This is a genomic window from Rhodococcus sp. AD45-ID, from assembly GCF_003023755.1.
In the GTDB taxonomy this organism is placed as follows: Bacteria; Actinomycetota; Actinomycetes; order Mycobacteriales; family Mycobacteriaceae; genus Rhodococcus_F; species Rhodococcus_F globerula.
Genome location: NZ_PYHL01000003.1, coordinates 220,195 through 237,631, shown reverse-complemented (window position 1 = coordinate 237,631; position 17,437 = coordinate 220,195). Strand labels below are relative to the sequence as shown.

The window sequence follows — 17,437 nt, the reverse complement described above, 5'->3', positions numbered from 1 at the left end:
ACTACTCCGCACTTTCGTTGAGCAACACGGGCAACCACAACCGGTTGGCAAGGACGCCGAACCGGGTTGGCTCCTCGGCCCAGACACATTCGTCCTCGAGTGGCGCCGTAGCGGCGAGGTCGGCAAAGGAACTGGATTCACCGAAGACGTAGACATTGCTGGGATCGTCACCGTCGCTGAATTGCCGCCCCCATGTGGCCTCGGCACTGCTCATGGCATTGTCGATCGACTGTCCGGCAAAGCGCCTTTTCGCGTATTCGGCGGTGGTATTGACCCACATCGGAATCGGACCGCGCAAGCCCCGATCGAGCAGATCGACCAACTGAAGAAGGATGTCGAGCGGGTTCTCGGGAGCGGACAGAACGGAACGTGTTGCCGCGCGCTGGTTGCCACCGCGCCCCACCGTGATCGCGTTGACCTGCCCGCGATCGCCGGCAGCGGCAAGCGCCAGCAAATTGACCCACGCGCTCACCCGATGCTTGGGCGCCAACGACGAGTACTGCGCCCGCACAATCGAATTTCCGTACAGTCCCGTCACGGTTCCGCTAAGGCGCCTACCCCCACCAAGATCGACTGCAACGTCGACGGAAGCGGCATCTCCGGCCATGTGTGGCAGTGCGAGTGACGCCAACTGATCCACTACCCACTCGATGTTGCCCAGCACAGTGCTGCCCAGTTTGTACGGCGGCAACGTGCCTCGCCGCCATTCGGCAGCCCGGAAGTCCGCCGAACTGCGTCCGGTCAAGCGAGAGAGGAGCATTCGATCTCCCAGCTCCCAGGTCGCAAGCCCGTCGAGTTCCGCGTCGAGTGAATCGGCGATGTCGTCGCCGAGTTCCGGCACCCGCACACCGAGTCGCTGACGCAGGAATCCCCGCGCTGGGTGGGTGAGGAACGATGACAGGTCCGCGAGGTTGACGTCGCGTGGCGGTATCGACGGCAGCGACGCCGAGCGGATCGACGGCAGTGGGACCGGCGCCTGGGTGATGGCACGGGCGCCTGCCAACGCTGCGGCGTCGAAGCTGAACGGTCTTTCCATCTCGAAATTCCGTTTGTCGAATGACTGCAACGGGTGCCGGGTCACAACCTGGTCCAGGCCGTTCGGCCTCACCGCCAACTTCAGGACATCGAGCAACCCGCTGAGCGGAATAGCCGGTGGGCGGGTTGCGCCGGTCACGGGATCTGCACCGGTGTACAGGAGCAGCAGGTGTTCACCGGCCGACATCACCGCGTCGAGCAGCAGTTGCCTGTCTTCGCTACGCAGATCCCGCTCCCCGACAACAGGATCGCGAGCCAGGATGTCGTCTCCGTCGACGCCGCCGGAACGCGGAAACACCTCGTCGTCGAGTCCGAGCAGTACAACAACCCGGTGCGGTACCGACCGCATCGGCACCATGGTGCACACGGTTAATTCACCGGTACGGAAATTGGCCCGAGTCGGCCGCCCCGCCAGACTCTTCGAAAGAAGTGCACGGATGTCGGAGAGTTGAAGTGTGGTGTCAGAACCGAACTCGACCGCACTCGCAAGAATTCGCTGGGCCGATGCGCTCTGCCAGGCGTCATCCGGTTCCGCATCGGTGAGAAGGTCCAACGCTCTGAGCAACACCCGAAGCCACTCCGACGGCGAATGCGGGCCCGCCAGGTCACGCAACGAGACCGCCAGTCTGTCGATGTACTCGGCAAAGCGCCCGCTGAGGTCGATGTCTGTGCTTTCGACGTCGTCAAGGGGCAATGCGAGGTCCAGCCACGCATTTTCCGACTCGTCTGCGCTGGCTCCCAACAGAATACGGTCGACGGCCGTGTTGAAAGTGTTCTGCTTGAAACCGGCCAGACCGAACGTTGCCCGCTGCCTGATGTCGATGCCCCATCGCGCCCCGGCCGCTCCGGTCCACTCGCGCAGACGCTCCAATTCATCGTCGGAGAACGCGAATCGGGTACGTACCGGCACACTGGTGGCAAGATCGAGAACCTGGCTGGCCGTGGCGCGGCCGTCTGCCAGTTCGAGCAGAGTGCCCAGCACAGCCAGCATCGGATTTGTCTGACGCAGACCACGATCAGCAAGGCGGACGCGAAGGCGGTGACCGGGGTGTCCCTGAACACCCTGCCCGAACGCGCCACGCACCAGGGGCGCATATGTTTCGACATCCGGGCACATCACCAGGACATCGCGGGGTTCGAGCGTCGGATCGTCTTCGAACAACCGCAACAGGCACTCTCGCAGGACCTCGACCTGACGAGCCGCGCCATGGCACGCGTGAACCTGTACGCTCCCATCGGGTTTCACTCCACCCGCAGGGGCACGATCGGCCACGATGTCCGCCTGTATTGCCGCCAGAAGGGTCGGTGCGCCTGATGTAGCAGGCAGATATTCCGAAGTGAGATCGGTGTTTGCCAGACTTGATTGCATTTCACGAACATCACGGGCAAGACTGGACAACAGTGGGTTCGGCGAGATCAACGCAGAGTTGTCGTCCGAACGGCGAGTGGCGACCGCCCCCGACGACAATTGGGAGCTCATCTCGTCCCACAGCGCGGGGCTTGGATGTGGCAGCCAGACGTGCACGTCTCGATGAGTCGCCAAGGCCTCGAGAATCATTCGCTGATCAACTGGCAGTCGGGTGGGACCGAACACCGAAATACGTTCCGGTAGAGAAATAACAGTAGCGTCATCACTCAGCCGGCTGCACACCGACATGAGTCGCTCGGCCGGACCTGCCACGTCGATTCGCTCCGCGACAACCGTCCACAACTTGGCTTGCCATTCGAAGTCCTGGGCAAGCGGTAACCCGTGGCCGTCGGTGAACCGACCGGCCGCCCACTCGATCAGCATCTGGGGACGCTGCGCCGCGTAGCTGGAGAACAGATCGGTGACATGCGACGCCGACGCAAAGCGTCGCCCCACCCCGTGTCCACGGAGATGCTTGGCAAGCACGCCGCACCACGGTTCGGAAATGGAATCATCGATGGCACCCAGAACTGTCCACACCAAGCGCGTCGGCGCCCACGGATCATTGTCCGCGCCGACACCACTCACCGTAGCGAGGACGTCGTCGACCAGTCGAACCGGCGAGGGAAAGCTGATGTTCGCGGAGATGCCGTCCTGCGAGGATTCCGTCGCAGTGCCCAATCGTGAGGAAAGCTGCTGATTGAGCCAGCGTTCCACCCCTTTTGCCGGCACAGCGACTATCTCCCGGGCAAACGGATCCGACAACGGCGAGCGGAGAAGAGTGGACAGAGCGCAGACCAACGTGTCGGCGCGCTCGGCACGATACAGCTTCAGCAACCCTCGCCCCTTTCGATCCCGCGATGTCCTGAACTCGGATGCGTCCATCTCACCACGCGAGTGCGACACGAACTCGCACCCGCGGCCGCAAGCCCCTCACACAGCAGTGACGAGCAGGCAACATGCCTGCAATCGAACCTTCGTACTGTGCGGAAATGACCAGTCCCATCACCACACCTCGTCCTCTCGGAACAGGTCTCGACATATCGGGCCTCGGTAAGACCTTCACGATGGGACGGCGGTCGGTGACCGCGTTGACCGACGTCTCATTGCAGACGAGCGAGGGAACTTTCCTGTCCCTGCTCGGGCCGTCCGGCTGCGGCAAGTCCACTGTCCTGCGCATCCTCGCCGGACTCGACACTCCGAGCGCGGGAACTGCGCTGGTCAACGGGCAAACGCCCGCCGAACTGACAAAACGCCGGGAACTCGGAATCGCCTTTCAGGATTCTGCTCTCCTCCCGTGGCGGACCGTGACTTCCAACATCAAGCTGCCACTCCAGGTCGCCGGAATCGATCCGGACCCGGAGTTGATAGCCGATCTGATCGCTCTTGTCGGCCTCGAAGGATTCGAGAAGGCAAAACCCGCTCAACTCTCGGGCGGTATGCGTCAGCGCGTCTCGATCGCTCGCTCGCTTGTCGTCAAGCCGAGTGTCCTCCTCCTCGACGAACCATTCGGTGCGCTCGACGACATGACCCGCCAACGTCTCAACATGGAACTACTTCGAATCTGGACCGAGAAACCGGCGACAACGTTGATGGTGACTCACGGCATCTCGGAGGCGGTGTTCCTCTCGGATGTTGTTGCCGTCATGAGTCCTCGGCCCGGACGTGTCCTCGAAGTTGTTCCCATCGATCTCCCTCGTCCGCGCACCCCCGAGATGATGCGTACGCCCGAATTCCACGCGATCCACGACTACCTGTCGGGTCTCCTGTTCGGAAAAGCAGGCGTTGCATGACAATTACCGATATCGAAAATGTTGCCACCGCAGCTGCAGAACCCATTCCGACGAGGCGGCGGGGCTTCACGCGTCCCACCTGGCTCGGCGGCGCCATCGGAATCTGCGGGCTGATAGCAATCTGGTGGATTCTCGCGGCTGCCGGCGTTGCGGGCGGCACGATCCCCACACCGTGGGTTGTGATCTCGACGATGTTCGACGACGGTTGGGCGCTCTACGGCCCCAATTTCACTGTCACCGCTTACGGCGCCTTACAAGGCTTCCTGTGGGGAAACCTGCTGGCGATCACCCTGGCAGTCTTGGTTGTACTCATCCCACCGATCGAGAGTCTCGCCACTCAACTTGCGATCCTCAGCTACTGCACACCACTGCTCGCCCTCGGCCCGATCATCCTGGTGGTCTTCGGTGGACGGACCCCGACGATCTTCCTGGCGGCGATGTACTGCTTCTTCACAACCATGGTCGGAACTCTCGCCGGCCTACGATCCGCCGACAAAGCGAGCCTCGACCTGGTCGCCGCGTACGGCGGTGGGCGCTGGCAGAAGTTCACCAAAGTACAACTGGTGAGCGCACTTCCGAGCACATTTGCCGCTCTCAAGATTGCCGCGCCGTCGGCTGTCCTCGGCGCCATCCTCGGTGAGTACCTCGGCGGTGTCGACAGCGGAATCGGAGTTGCCTTGACGGCCGCACAATCGTCGTACAACGTCCCTCGGACGTGGGGAATGGCTATCGCCGCAGCTCTGCTCGCCGGCCTGGGATACGCCCTCGTTGCCGCGGTCGCAAAGATCGTGACACCGTGGACGTCGGCTCCGGGAGCACAGAAATGACCGCGGTACGAGGAACATTCAGATTCCTCGCTCCGATCGCCATTGCGTCCGCACTGCTGCTCGTCATCTGGGTCGTCTTTCTCAACGCCTTTCCCCAAGTCGGACCGCGCGTGGGAAAAACACCGGCCGATGTATGGGAATACCTGTTCTCCGGACCTAAATCCGCTGACGCGAGGGCCGGAATCCTCGACAATCTGCTCATCACCCTGCGCGATGCGGGTGTCGGATTTGCCGTCGGAATGACGGCCGCGATTGTCGTAGCCTCGATCTTTGTCGTATCCCGCACCTTAGAACAGACATTCATGCCGGTAGCGATGCTGCTGCGGTCCGTGCCGCTCGTCGCGATGACCCCGATCATCGTGTTGATCTTCGGACGCGGAATCGTCGGCGTCACAGTAATGGTCGCCATCGTCGTATTCTTCCCCGCACTGGTCATGATCATGGTCGGATTGCGGGCAGCGCCAACGCAAGCTCAGGACCTCATTGCCGCATACGGCGGGAGTCGTTGGACTGCACTGCGAATGGTGTCGGTTCCCTCGGCACTTCCCGCGGTGTTCGCCGCCGCGCGCGTCTCCGTACCCGGAGCACTGATCGGAGCGCTGATCGGCGAGTGGCTCGGTAGCGGTCAAGGCCTGGGATCGAGCATGATCAAGGCGATTCCGCGCTACCAGTACAACGAGTTGTGGGCGTCCATCGTGGTGATCACGGTCGTGTCGATCATCCTTTACGCCGTTGTCGGAATCTTCGAGAACCTCGCTCTGTCCCATTTCGGTCCTTCGGCAGGCAAAGCGTGAGAACTGTTAACACAACCTCAACAAATATTGTCCGCCAAGCAAACTCGACGAAATCGACTGCCCCTAGTGTTCCGGTTCATGACGCCTTTCAAGCCCGTCCGCCAGGTGGACCGCCGAGCTTTCTTCCGTTACTCCGCACTGACCGGCATCGCTGTGGCAGGCAGCGCGTCATTGCTCGCCTGCAGTAGTGATTCCACAGCCTCGAGCGGTGGCACCTCCGACGACGGATCCGAATTCGGAACTGTTGCAGTGCAATTGTCCTGGATCAAGAACATCGAATTTGCCGGTGAATACTTCGCCCTCGACAAGGGCTACTACAAGGACGCCGGATTCGGGAACGTCGAACTTGTTGCGGGCGGCGCCGCCGGCACCGGTGTCGAAGCCGGATTGGACACCGGCAAGGTGTGGATCGGTATGTCAGCTCCGCAGCTCACCGCTCCCGCTGTTCTCGACGGACTCGAGGCGAAGATCGTCGGCGCAACCTTCCAGAAGAATCCGTTTGCGATAGTCAGTTCCGCTGCAGCACCGATCAATTCGCCGCAGGATATGATCGGCAAGAAGATCGGTGTCCAGGATTCCAATCAGCTGGTCTTCGGCGCTCTTCTGGCCGCGAACGGGCTCACCGAAAGTCAGATGACCATAGTGCCCGCTCAATTCGACCCCAGCCCACTGGCCAACGGCGAGGTGGACGGTTGGGTCTCCTACGTCACCAACGAGCCGATCACTCTGGCGGCAAAAGGTTTTCCCAACGCCCACTTCCTGTTCGCGGACTACAATCTGCCACTCGTAGCCGAATCGTTCACCGTCCTACAATCGACTATCGACAACGAGCGAGACAAGCTCAAAGCCTTCCTGAAGGCCGAAATCCAGGGCTGGCGCGACGCTGTCGCCGATCCCGCAGAATCCGCCCGCCTCGCAGTCGAGGTGTACGGCAAGGACCAGAACCTCGAACTCGAGGAACAGACCAAGGAAGCGACCGCACAGAACGATCTTGTGGTCTCGGCCGACACCAAGGCAAACGGATTATTCACGATGACCCCGGCATTGATCGAACAGAACATCGCGGCATTGGCCAAAGCCGGACTGGAGATCTCAGCAGATCAACTGTTCGACCTGTCGATCCTCGAGGAGGTATACGCCGAGAACCCGGATCTCATCTGACGCTACTGACCGAAGGTGAACCGCAGGTTCGCGTTGATCAGTGTGTTGATCCGTTTGCGCAAGCGGACAACCTCGGACTCTGTCGGGACCGGATCCTCCACGAACAACGTCCAACACAGTGTCGTACTGTTGCCGACCGCCTCGATGTCGAAACGGATTATCGCATCGGGGCGGTCGGGCCAGATCGAAGACCAGACCATCAACTCCGGTTCAACCGCCTCGATAATCCTCGGCTCAATCTCGTTGTCCCGCAAATCGAGCCAGTGCCGAACCGGCTCCCGATGCGGATCGATCAGAGCTTCGAACAAGAACCGCGCGGGCGGCGGCTGACTCCGGCGTCGACTCGCAACTTTGTGCATCACGCAATCCTACTGACGCCTGGAGCCGACGTGAGGCGTGTCAATCAGGGATCAGCGCGAACCGAGGTCGCCGGCTCTGTCCCAGACTTGACCGACTATCGGTGTGCGATCCGGTAGGTAGCAAAGTGCACCCCGGAGTCAGTGGCCGGTGGATTCCTTTGCCGGCGAAGCGGGAACCGGAGCCCCGTATTCGCTGGCAGCCCATGAGGCGAGCAGTCGCAGCGCTTGTTCGGATCCGGAGCCCGGCTCTGCGGAGTAGATGGTCAGTGTCAGGCCGGGTTCGGCCGCCATCTCGAGGCCCTCGTACGCCAGGGTGAGTTCACCGACAACTGGGTGGTGGAAGGTCTTTGACCCGGCGCCGTGGTGTCGGACATTGTGTGCACTCCACCGACGACGAAAGTCTTCACAACGGGTGCTGAGCTCGCCGATGAGGTCGTGAAGTTCCTTGTTGTGTGGGTCGCGGGCGGCTTCGGTGCGCAAGATGGCAACCGTCACCTCGGCAAAGAGGTCCCAGTCGGGGTAGAAGTCTCGTGCCCGCTCGTCGAGGAAGGTGTACCGGGCGATGTTCGGCGGCTGGCCCGGCATGTCGTAGACGTCCCCGTAGAACGCGCGGGCAAGCATGTTGCCGGCAAGGATGTCCATGCGTCCGTTGCGGACAAATGCCGGGCCGGCGGTGATCGCGTCGAGTGCCCACTGCAGACTCTGGTGCGGCAGCCACGTCTTCGAATTGCGGCGCCGCGGGGGCCTGGCCACGGGACTTGCTGCATGGGCGAGATCGAACAAATGCGCACGCTCGGCATCATCAAGGCACAGTGCCTTGGCGAGACTGTCGAGCACCTCGGGTGAGGCGCCGCTAATTGCGCCGCGTTCTATCCGTGTGTAGTACTCGATGCTCACCCCGGCCAGGGTCGCGACCTCACTGCGGCGAAGCCCCTCGACCCGCCGGTTGGTTCCCGCTGGGAGTCCGACCTGTTCCGGAGTGACCAGGGCGCGACGTGAGGTCAGGAATTCCCGGACTTCCGCTCGATTGTCCATGCGTCGACGCTAGTCGAGGTCCCGGTGTCGAGGGAGTCCCTTGTAGTACCCCCACCAACCGGGACTCCCACCTGTGCGCAATGAGTGGTGTGCTGGTGATCGAGAGACGAAGGTCTCGCCTGCGACTTTCAGCGGCCGTCCACAAGGAAGAAACGAACCCACCTTGAATTCAGACACCGAGTCGATCGAAACCGTAAGCGTACTAACGCAATCCACTTCCAACGACGGTATCGTCGAGCCAACCACATCGATGCCGGCCAGACTCGTGGACTCGTCGTATCCACCCGGCCGCCTACCGTTGCATGCACTGCTCGTCATGGCGCTCATGGGGTTCATCCTCATCACCACCGAAACGATGCCCGCCGGGCTCCTGCCGCAAATCGCGGGCGGCCTCAACATCGCCGAAGGGACCGCGGGACAGCTGGTCAGCGCCTACGCTCTGGGTACCGTGGTCCTCACCATCCCGGCCATAGCATTCACCCGCGGCATGCGACGCAAACCTGTGTTCCTCGTCGGCATCCTGGGATTCCTGATCGCCAACACCATCGCCGTGTTCTCCCCGGATATCGCGGCGACGTTCACGGCGAGGTTCGCAGCCGGCGCTTTCTCCGGTCTGGTGTGGGGAATGCTCGCAGGATATGCACGCCGCATCACCGCCCCGGAACTTGCCGGGCGAGCCCTCACCATTGCCTCGATCGGCACACCCCTCGGCTTGGCCATAGGAACGCCTTTCGGATCGTGGCTGGGCACAACATTCGACTGGCGCTGGTCTTTCGGAGTCATCTCCGTATTGACTATTGTCACCGCCGTCCTCGCCCTGACGATCGTTCCCGACGCCCCAGGGCAACCTGCGGAATCACGCGTCCCCCTCGTGCGGGTGTTTGCCATTCCCGGCGTCACCGTCATACTCGTCGTCATTTTTGCATGGATGCTCGCGCACAACACGCTCTACACCTACATCGCGACCTATCTACGGACCACGAATGTGCCGATCTCCGTAGACGTGGCTCTGATGGTGTTCGGGGTTTCCGCACTGATCGGCATCGCGATCACCGGCGCCCTCATCGACCGTGTCCCTCGGCCACTGATTTTAGGCAGCCTCTTCCTCTTCCTCACCGCAGGTGTAGTTTTCGTTGCCGGAAGCCACTCGCCCGCTGCGGTGCTCGTCGCCGTTGTTCTCTGGGGAGTCGCCTTCGGCGGCGCGGCGCCACAGCTGCAAACAGCCATCAGCGCAGCAAGCGGCGAGAACGCAGACATCGCCAACTCCATGCTCGGGGTCACGTTCAATGTCGCCATCTTCGCGGCCGGAGTCCTGGGTGCCGTACTCGTGAGCACCTTCGACGGAATCGCCCTGCCTTTCCTCATGATCGGGCTCACCGCAATCGCCGTCTCCATCGCATTCACTGCCCGCCGCACAGCATTCCCAGCCCGATAGCCCACCGTCACACTCATCCGACTGACCACACACCAGGAGATAGAACATGCACACCGTCACCGCCTACGCCGCCCCGTCTGCAACCGAACCCTTACGCCGCACACACATCGAACGCCGCGACGTCGGCCCGAGTGACGTGCTCATCGAAATCAAGTACGCCGGAATCTGCCACTCGGACATCCACACCGTCCGCGGCGACTGGGGCCCCCAGAACTACCCCCTCGCCCCCGGCCACGAAATCGCCGGCATCGTCACCGAAGTGGGCTGCGCCGTCACCAAGCACGCCGTCGGTGATCGTGTGGGTGTCGGCTGCATGGTCAACTCGTGCCGCGAATGCGTCAACTGCCGTGGCGGTAATGAGCAGTACTGCCGCGAAGGCAACATCGCGACCTACGGCAGCGTGGACCGCGACGGCACGATCACCCAGGGCGGGTACTCCACCCACGTCGTCGTCGACGAAGACTTCGTCCTTCGCGTTCCGGTGAGCATCGACCTCGCAGCGGCCGCCCCACTGCTGTGCGCCGGCATCACCACCTACTCACCACTCAAACATTGGGGCGCCGGCCCCGGTAAGAAAGTTGCCATCGTGGGGATGGGTGGACTCGGCCACATGGCCGTCCAGATCGCACACGCGCTGGGGGCCGATGTCACCGTCCTGTCCCAGACGCTGAGCAAGAAGGACGACGGCTTGCGTCTAGGTGCAGATCACTACTACGCCACCAGTGACCCGGCAACGTTCCTCGATCTCACAGACACCTTCGATCTGATCGTGAACACCGTCAGCGCACAAATCGATATCAGCTCCTACCTGAAGTTGCTGACGCTCGACGGTTCCCTTGTCAACGTCGGCGCACCGCCGGAACCGCTTCCGGTGAATGTATTTTCGCTGATCCTGGGGCGACGCTCCTTCGCCGGGTCTGCGATCGGCGGCATCCGCGAGACCCAGGAAATGCTCGACTTCTGCGCCGAGCACGGCATCGCTCCCGAAACTGAACTCATCGCCGCCGATCAGATCAACGATGCCTACGAACGCGTCCTTGCCTCCGATGTTCGGTACCGGTTCGTCATCGATACTGCGACCCTCGTCTAGACCCCACGTTTCCGGTGTGGCCGGAGGGCAGAACTTCGGCCACACCTAGGCGATGGTCCCGTTCACTGCGGGCCGAACCTGTGAACTGCAACCGAGAAGAAGGAAAACGATGCGACGAAAGCTCCTCATCACAGGATCAGCGGCAATCGTGTTCGCCGCCGCCGGATGCACGACCCCTGCGGGGCCCGCCTCCTCGACGTCGGCAATTTCCGCCACCTTCCCACCTGGCATCGCTTCTGCTAGCAGTTCTGCCGAAGGAACCGTAGTGCGCTTCACCTCGGGTGAAACTGCAGTCGACGTCACGATCGAATCGGACAATCCCACAACCCGTGATTTCCTCTCGATGCTTCCACTCACATTGTCAGTCGAAGAATTCGCGGGAAGGGAAAAGATCAGCCAACTGCCCCGAAAACTGGACACAGACCGCTCGCCTGGATCCGACCCCGAGGACGGTGATCTCATCTATTACGCACCGTGGGGGAATATCGGCTTCTACTACGACACCGACGGCATCGGCTACTCGGATCAGACCATTCACCTGGGCACCTACGACGGATCCGTCGAGCAGCTGAGCCGCCTCGAGGGCGGAGACGTCACCGCCGAAGTGGTCCACCAGCAGTAGATACCGAGCCAACAAACTTCTGCCCACGGGCACAGGCTGCCAGATGTGCTGAACCCCGAGAGATACTTCGCCACTATTGATTTCGAAAACGAATCCGAACAACTCTGCCGCAACAACGGCCCCCGCCTCGAGGCGACAACGTGACGGCGACACCCATCCTGACCATCCACACCGACCGCGAATCCGCGGCAAACATGGAGAGCTATGACCCGCACATCATCCCGGTACACATTTATCGCCGCAGGACTCACTGTGGGCGCTCTCCTGGCCTCGTGCACCGCGCAGCCCATACCCTCCGCGACGACCTCTACTTCCTCTCACTCAACGGCGCACCCGTCTCTCGGGACATCCGTGCCCTCCCACGTCACGACAAACCTGCAAGCCCCGTGGTCGGTGGTGTTCCTCGACGGCACACCCCTGGTCAGCGAACGCGACAGCGCGCGAATCCTCGAACTCGCAGAGGACGGCACCGCACGCGAAATCGGAACGGTCACAGGCGTCACCGGCAGCGGCGAAGGTGGTCTCCTGGGTATGGCGGTCGACGATCAGAGTCGGCTGTACGTGTATTCCACAGCATCGAGTGGAAACCGCATCCAGCGGTATTCCGTGACCGGAACAGCCGGATCACTCTCGCTCGGCGAACCACAGACCATCATCGATCAGATCCCGGCCGCCGGATGGCACGACGGCGGACGGATCGCGTTCGGCCCCGACGGAATGCTGTACGCCGCAACAGGTGATGCCGGACAGCGCGGCACCGCGCAGGACCCAGCCTCCCTTGCCGGGAAGATTTTACGGATGACCCCCGACGGTGATGTCCCCGAAGACAACCCGTTCCCGGACTCACTCACCTACAGCTACGGGCACCGCAACCCTCAGGGTCTGGCCTGGTCTGACGACGGAACGATGTTCGCCACCGAATTCGGACAAGACACCTGGGACGAACTGAACATCATCACCCCCGGCGGCAACTACGGGTGGCCTACTGTCGAAGGCATCGCCGACACCGACGGTTTCACCGACCCCGTACAGCAGTGGGAGCCCAGCGAGGCCAGCCCCAGTGGCATGGTCAACATTGAAGGGACACTGTTCATCGCCAATCTCCGCGGTCAGGTCCTGCGAGCTGTCCCGAGCGCCCAGCCTGCCACTTCGACCGACTATTTCAGCGGCGAGTACGGCCGCATCCGCGATGTCGCCGAGTCCCCGGACGGGGACCTGTGGCTCATCACCAACAACACCGATGGCCGCGGCGAACCGGGTCCCGAGGACGACCGCATCCTCCGTGTGCATCCAAGCATGCGGTAAGAGGCATCGTCAGCCGGCAACCTGACCCCACCCGCAACCGGTTCGAGAATGATTCCGTAGCAACGGATCTGGATTGAAATCTTGAGCATCAGCACTGTCGTACGGCGCAATCGCTTCGTGTTTCATACGACTTGTCGCCGCGAATCAGAAGCATCCCCAACCATCTGCGCCGTCACCGTCCCGATCAACGTAGAAAACGTGTTCCTGGCGCTCTGGTGGCACCGAAGAAGGTGAGACGGGTTTCTGAGACACATTACGATTCCACAACTGTTGCAGTCGATTTCGCTCCACTCCGGCGTCGACTCGCAACTTTGTGCATCTCGCAATCCTACTTTTAGCGATTGTTTCTCCAGATTGCAGCAGAGAGGACTGTGGCGAACGAGCACCACAGCGGATACGGAACCAGTGCAAGGCCTGCAGAGCGGTCGACGCGCCCAACTCGCATCGCCAGATCAGAACTACTGACAGCTAGGACTGCCGCGATGACGGGTGCAGCAGCGAGTCGATGTGAGCGAAAGAAGACCCAACTCCAGCCTGCATTGACGGCGAGGTTAGCCAGTAGTGCCAGTGCCAACCTTCGTTCATCGGCACGGTCTCCCTCCTCTTGGAGTCGATCAAGTGCAATGGCGGAACTGACAGCAATATCGGCATACAAGGCGGTCCATACGACCGGAAAAACAACGGCCGGCGGTTGAAATGGCGGCTTGCGCAAGTTCCTGAACCACGATGTTTTTTCGGGGCTACGGCCGGCCGCAGACCCGACGAGAGCCGTGAGGGTGGTAAACGCTCCGGTCCTCGCCAAATTCTTCGGAAGCCGGTTCAGTAGCTGTTCGCTCATCAATCTATCCCTACCGTCGTCGGTGTGGTCGCGGTGAAGCCGAAGTCAGACCGGATTCTCATGTGCGAGTGCGCGGTAGCCTTTCGCACCCATGCGATCCACTGCCGCTTTGACCACTGCAAAAATTGCTCCCTGCAGTGCTGCGGAAATGAGAACCTCCTTGCTTGACCTGGTCAGATCGTGCGGGTCGGGCGCTTCGCCCTCGTGCGCGACACGCTTCCAAACTTGTTGAAACACAGCACCGGCAGCGATTCCGCCGAGAACACTCGTTGCGAGCGAAAGTGGAGTGGCAGCAATTCGCTGAGCGGGCTCCATGGCGGGATGATCGATCCACTTCCACTGATGACTATGTTGTTCGACAAGCAGATTCAGCTTCGCCTGGGACAGGCAAACGGCAAGAAATGGGTGGACGGCATCATGCCTTGATGATGCCGTCGAAGTTTGCCGTCATGGGGCTGGTGTATCTGCAACGTGCGTATCTGCGAGTCGCTGCGCGCGTCGCACGTCTCGATGACTTCGCAGGGAAAGACGCCCGACAGCGACCGCGCCGAAAAACAGGATCACCGCACCGAGGCCTTCGAAGAACGCCAACTGTTGCAAAGCCTGGATCCCGGGTCGGGTTGCGGTCGGGCTTCCAGGGTCTCCCATGTGCAGCACGGGCGCCAGCACCGGTCCGACGATGAACCATGCGCCGCCGGCAACACCGAGCCACGCGCCGAAGCCGGCGACGGCGCGGTTGGCGCTGAACAAGAGCAGTATCCCGCCAACCACGGTCACTGCACCCGGCAACACTTCGAGCCAACCCCGGGCGGAAGTCCAGGTCCACGCCTCATCCGGCGTGAAAGAAAACGAGAAGTACGGACCCACAAACGGTATCAACGCTCCCCAGAGTCCAAGCAGAATCAGGGCCAGGCCACTGACAGCACCACGGGTGCGAGGCACCCACATCCGACCAGGCGTTGTTTCTCGAACCGGCACCGCCGCGCGATCAGAGGCTGCGTAGTCATTTGCCGGGGCTGCATCGCCTGCAGACGATTCATGCCTCTCGTGCCGAGATGCATTCTGACGAAACATGATTCCACTCCTTGTCGTGCGCGAACCAGGGGCCGCTCGATCAAGTCCCGACAAGTCGCGCGCGACTGTAGTATCGACGGATACACACGGCTAGTTGCTCTACCGCGATCACCACTCTCGGAATACCCTGAAGCCACTGTCGGCAAACGAAGAATCAGCAAGCACAATCCCACATATGCAGTGCTCCACGCATAAATCGGCGCCACCGCGTTCAGCTGATCGCGAGCATCTCGCGAAGGAAAACACTGCACACAGCATCAAGGAAGGGCGAACATGTTCGGAAATCGATCTCGATCATCCGAGGAACACATCGCCACGGCCTACCTGGTCACACACCTCTGTGGTGCAATGTTGGGTCTACAGCTCGCGAGGTCGCTCGTCGACTCCTACGGATCGTGGGCGGAGGGACGGCTGGATTCGCTGCCGAACGAATTGGAGTACGAAATCGGACAGTTATTGCAACTGATCGAAGACACTCAGGAAATTTCGCTACCTCGCTATCCGGTGATCGATGCGGGATTGAATCGGATGAGAAAACTTGTTCACATCGATGCACTGTGGCAGTCCCGTCTCGTCAAACTAGCTGCCCTGGAAGTCATGCGAACCGCGCTCTGCGGAAAAAGTGCGATGTGGGAAATTCTGCGCGATATCCCGGCCGGCGAGACCGAGGACCAGCATCGCGAACTCAATGCACTGGTATCCAAGCAGATTTCTACGGTGACGGATCTACACCACCGTGCCGCAACTGATGCGTTCAATCGTCCCGACTCGGGAAAGTCCCACACCGAGCACGGGTAACACCACGGACATCACCTCGGAGGCAACGTTCCGGACGAGGAACGGGTTTGCCGAAACAGAACTTCACGTACCAACTGCGTTGTCCGCGTAATACTCCTGACTGTTTACAACCACAGTCCCTAATATCCGACAATTCAAGCATTGCCGGGGGACACTCATGAGCACACCCATTCGAGAGGCCTGCTCATGCGTATACGACATCGAGTTCTACTTGCTCTGACTGCAGCTTGCGGTCTTGCGGTGACTCCCACCGTCGCGTCGGCGACACCGAGCACCGGGGTGCACGGCGAAATCCTCGGGCAGGTGACGTTCGGCGACAAGGACTATGTGCTGCGCAAAATCACTGTCGACCCGGGTGGATCCACCGGCTGGCACTTCCACGACGGTGTTCTGTACGCCGCCGTTGCCGGCGGCACCTTGAGCCACTACCGATCCGATTGCTCGGTCGACGGCATCTATCAGACCGGTAACACCCTCATCGAACCGAGCGGATCGGATCACGTTCACATCGGCAACAATTCGCAGACCACTCCCCTGGTTCTCCTTGTCGTTTACGTCAACCCCACGGGCAGTCCCTTGTCCGAGGACGCGGCAGCGCCCAACTGCCAACTACCCGGGTAGCGGATTGGCGAGCGAGAATCGTATCGGCATCGATTCGATGCCGGACACGAAGTTGGCGGCGCGACGCGGTAGTGGTGCGTCCGTCGCCAGTTCCATTCCCGGTAAACGCTGGAAAAGCTGCTCGAACATGATCGTTCCTTCCAGCCTCGCCAGCTGATTACCCAAGCAGAAATGCGTGCCGAACCCGAACGCGACGTGTGGGTTCGGTGTCCGACCGATATCGAACTGCGGCGCATCCACGAACACAGCGTCGTCGAAGTTCGCCGACTCGAAGAGCAGCAGCATCTTCTCTCCCGCTTTCAGACGCGCACCGAAGAAATCCGTGTCGCGGGTAAGTGTGCGGGCCATGTTCTTGATCGGCGACGACCATCGCAGCATCTCTTCCATCGCCAACGGAATCATCTCCGGGTCGGCGGCCAGCGTTCGGTACTGATCGGGGTGGCGCAGGAGTTGTTCCATCCCTCCGCTGAGCACGTGGCGCGTTGTTTCGTCGCCGCCGATCAGAATCAACAACGACTCGTTGACAATTTCCTGGTCCGACAGCGCCTCTCCGTCGATCTCGCTGTGAATCAACGTGCTGATCAAGTCGTCTGCTGGGGCTGACCGACGCTCCCTGATCGTCCGGGTCATGTACTCGGTGAAATCGACGTACGCCGCCATCATCGCCTGAAGTTGCTCTGGGGAAGCGTTACTACCCAGCGCTTTCACCAAATCGTCCGACCACCGCAGGAACACCGCGCGTTCTTGCGGACGCACACCGAGCATGTCGCCGATGACCGCCATCGGCAACGGCGCGGCAAGATCGGCCACGAAGTCCGCTTCCCCGCTCTCACAGACAGCATCGATCAACTGGTCACAGATCTGTCGAATCCGATCGCGTTTTGCTTCGACTTTCCTTTTGGTGAATCCGGCATTGACGAGGCGTCGACGCGTGAGGTGCTCTGGATCGTCCATGTCGATCATCTGCGGAAGCGGACCGGTTTCGGGTCTGATGCCGCCGGCATTGGAGAACAACGCAGGGTCTCGCTCGGCCGCGATGACGGCGGCGTAGCTTGCAGCGGCGGTGATGCCGTTCGCGCTGTCTCGGTACACGGGTTCGTGCTCACGCATCCACGCGTATGCGTCGCGCACATCGCCGAGATCACCGGAATAGAAGCGCCCGTCGATCAGGTCGAAGTTCGGCCGATTCGCCATCTCGCCGTCCTCTCTCGAGAAACCCTTGCCTCAACAAGTAGAACCTGT

General features: G+C 61.2%; 17 protein-coding genes. 10 read left to right on the top strand and 7 right to left on the bottom strand.

Annotated elements, in window-relative coordinates:
- Position 1: 1 nt before the first annotated feature.
- Positions 2-3,280, bottom strand: a complete 3,279-nt coding sequence (recC, locus tag C7T36_RS25200; protein ID WP_045068524.1) for an exodeoxyribonuclease V subunit gamma — start codon at positions 3,278-3,280, stop codon at positions 2-4.
- A 122-nt stretch (positions 3,281-3,402) separates the two neighbouring features.
- Here recC and C7T36_RS25195 point away from each other — a divergent pair, with 122 nt between their 5' ends.
- The 4 genes from C7T36_RS25195 to C7T36_RS25180 all read left to right on the top strand — a co-directional run bounded on the left by C7T36_RS25195 (position 3,403) and on the right by C7T36_RS25180 (position 7,018).
- A complete protein-coding gene (locus C7T36_RS25195) occupies positions 3,403-4,236 on the top strand; it encodes an ABC transporter ATP-binding protein (RefSeq protein ID WP_080711649.1) in 834 nt (277 codons plus the stop codon).
- The gene (locus tag C7T36_RS25190; protein WP_045068522.1) at positions 4,233-5,063 is read left to right on the top strand and encodes an ABC transporter permease; all 831 of its coding nucleotides are present in this window, start codon (positions 4,233-4,235) and stop codon (positions 5,061-5,063) included. Before C7T36_RS25195 ends, C7T36_RS25190 begins: the two co-directional genes overlap by 4 nt.
- Positions 5,060-5,857: an ABC transporter permease gene (locus C7T36_RS25185; RefSeq protein ID WP_045068521.1), complete on the top strand. Its 798-nt coding sequence runs from the start codon at positions 5,060-5,062 to the stop codon at positions 5,855-5,857. Before C7T36_RS25190 ends, C7T36_RS25185 begins: the two co-directional genes overlap by 4 nt.
- Positions 5,858-5,935: 78 nt before the next feature.
- Positions 5,936-7,018: an ABC transporter substrate-binding protein gene (locus tag C7T36_RS25180; RefSeq protein WP_033232660.1), complete on the top strand. Its 1,083-nt coding sequence runs from the start codon at positions 5,936-5,938 to the stop codon at positions 7,016-7,018.
- A 2-nt stretch (positions 7,019-7,020) separates the two neighbouring features.
- Here the strand turns inward: C7T36_RS25180 and C7T36_RS25175 are convergent, their stop codons facing one another.
- Positions 7,021-7,377 (bottom strand): hypothetical protein, encoded by a 357-nt coding sequence (locus tag C7T36_RS25175; protein WP_045068520.1) that lies wholly within the window; start codon positions 7,375-7,377, stop codon positions 7,021-7,023.
- Positions 7,378-7,515: 138 nt separating this feature from the next.
- Positions 7,516-8,412, bottom strand: a complete 897-nt coding sequence (locus C7T36_RS25170; RefSeq protein ID WP_045068519.1) for a helix-turn-helix transcriptional regulator — start codon at positions 8,410-8,412, stop codon at positions 7,516-7,518.
- A 250-nt stretch (positions 8,413-8,662) separates the two neighbouring features.
- Here C7T36_RS25170 and C7T36_RS25165 point away from each other — a divergent pair, with 250 nt between their 5' ends.
- The 4 genes from C7T36_RS25165 to C7T36_RS25150 all read left to right on the top strand — a co-directional run bounded on the left by C7T36_RS25165 (position 8,663) and on the right by C7T36_RS25150 (position 12,864).
- The gene (locus C7T36_RS25165) at positions 8,663-9,847 is read left to right on the top strand and encodes an MFS transporter (protein ID WP_045069649.1); all 1,185 of its coding nucleotides are present in this window, start codon (positions 8,663-8,665) and stop codon (positions 9,845-9,847) included.
- 46 nt (positions 9,848-9,893) lie between these two features.
- Positions 9,894-10,937 (top strand): NAD(P)-dependent alcohol dehydrogenase, encoded by a 1,044-nt coding sequence (locus C7T36_RS25160; RefSeq protein ID WP_045068516.1) that lies wholly within the window; start codon positions 9,894-9,896, stop codon positions 10,935-10,937.
- Between the two features lie 109 nt (positions 10,938-11,046).
- A complete protein-coding gene (locus C7T36_RS25155; RefSeq protein WP_045068513.1) occupies positions 11,047-11,559 on the top strand; it encodes a cyclophilin-like fold protein in 513 nt (170 codons plus the stop codon).
- A gap of 204 nt (positions 11,560-11,763) precedes the next feature.
- A complete protein-coding gene (locus C7T36_RS25150) occupies positions 11,764-12,864 on the top strand; it encodes a sorbosone dehydrogenase family protein (RefSeq protein WP_045068511.1) in 1,101 nt (366 codons plus the stop codon).
- Positions 12,865-13,198: 334 nt separating this feature from the next.
- Here the strand turns inward: C7T36_RS25150 and C7T36_RS25145 are convergent, their stop codons facing one another.
- The 3 genes from C7T36_RS25145 to C7T36_RS25130 form a co-directional block, all read right to left on the bottom strand.
- The gene (locus tag C7T36_RS25145) at positions 13,199-13,702 is read right to left on the bottom strand and encodes a TspO/MBR family protein (RefSeq protein WP_084702901.1); all 504 of its coding nucleotides are present in this window, start codon (positions 13,700-13,702) and stop codon (positions 13,199-13,201) included.
- 45 nt (positions 13,703-13,747) lie between these two features.
- On the bottom strand, positions 13,748-14,017 hold the full coding sequence (locus C7T36_RS25140; protein ID WP_045068509.1) for a DUF4235 domain-containing protein: 270 nt from the start codon (positions 14,015-14,017) through the stop codon (positions 13,748-13,750).
- 132 nt (positions 14,018-14,149) lie between these two features.
- The gene (locus tag C7T36_RS25130; protein WP_052683572.1) at positions 14,150-14,776 is read right to left on the bottom strand and encodes a hypothetical protein; all 627 of its coding nucleotides are present in this window, start codon (positions 14,774-14,776) and stop codon (positions 14,150-14,152) included.
- 273 nt (positions 14,777-15,049) lie between these two features.
- Here C7T36_RS25130 and C7T36_RS25125 point away from each other — a divergent pair, with 273 nt between their 5' ends.
- Positions 15,050-15,574, top strand: coding sequence for a hypothetical protein (locus tag C7T36_RS25125; RefSeq protein WP_045068506.1), 525 nt, complete (start codon positions 15,050-15,052; stop codon positions 15,572-15,574).
- 186 nt (positions 15,575-15,760) lie between these two features.
- Positions 15,761-16,195: a cupin gene (locus tag C7T36_RS25120; protein ID WP_045068504.1), complete on the top strand. Its 435-nt coding sequence runs from the start codon at positions 15,761-15,763 to the stop codon at positions 16,193-16,195.
- On the opposite strand, the gene C7T36_RS25115 is transcribed toward C7T36_RS25120, so the two are convergent.
- Positions 16,184-17,389, bottom strand: coding sequence for a cytochrome P450 (locus C7T36_RS25115; RefSeq protein ID WP_045068501.1), 1,206 nt, complete (start codon positions 17,387-17,389; stop codon positions 16,184-16,186). The two genes, C7T36_RS25120 and C7T36_RS25115, sit on opposite strands and share 12 nt — an antisense overlap.
- Between the last annotated feature and the right edge of the window lie 48 nt (positions 17,390-17,437).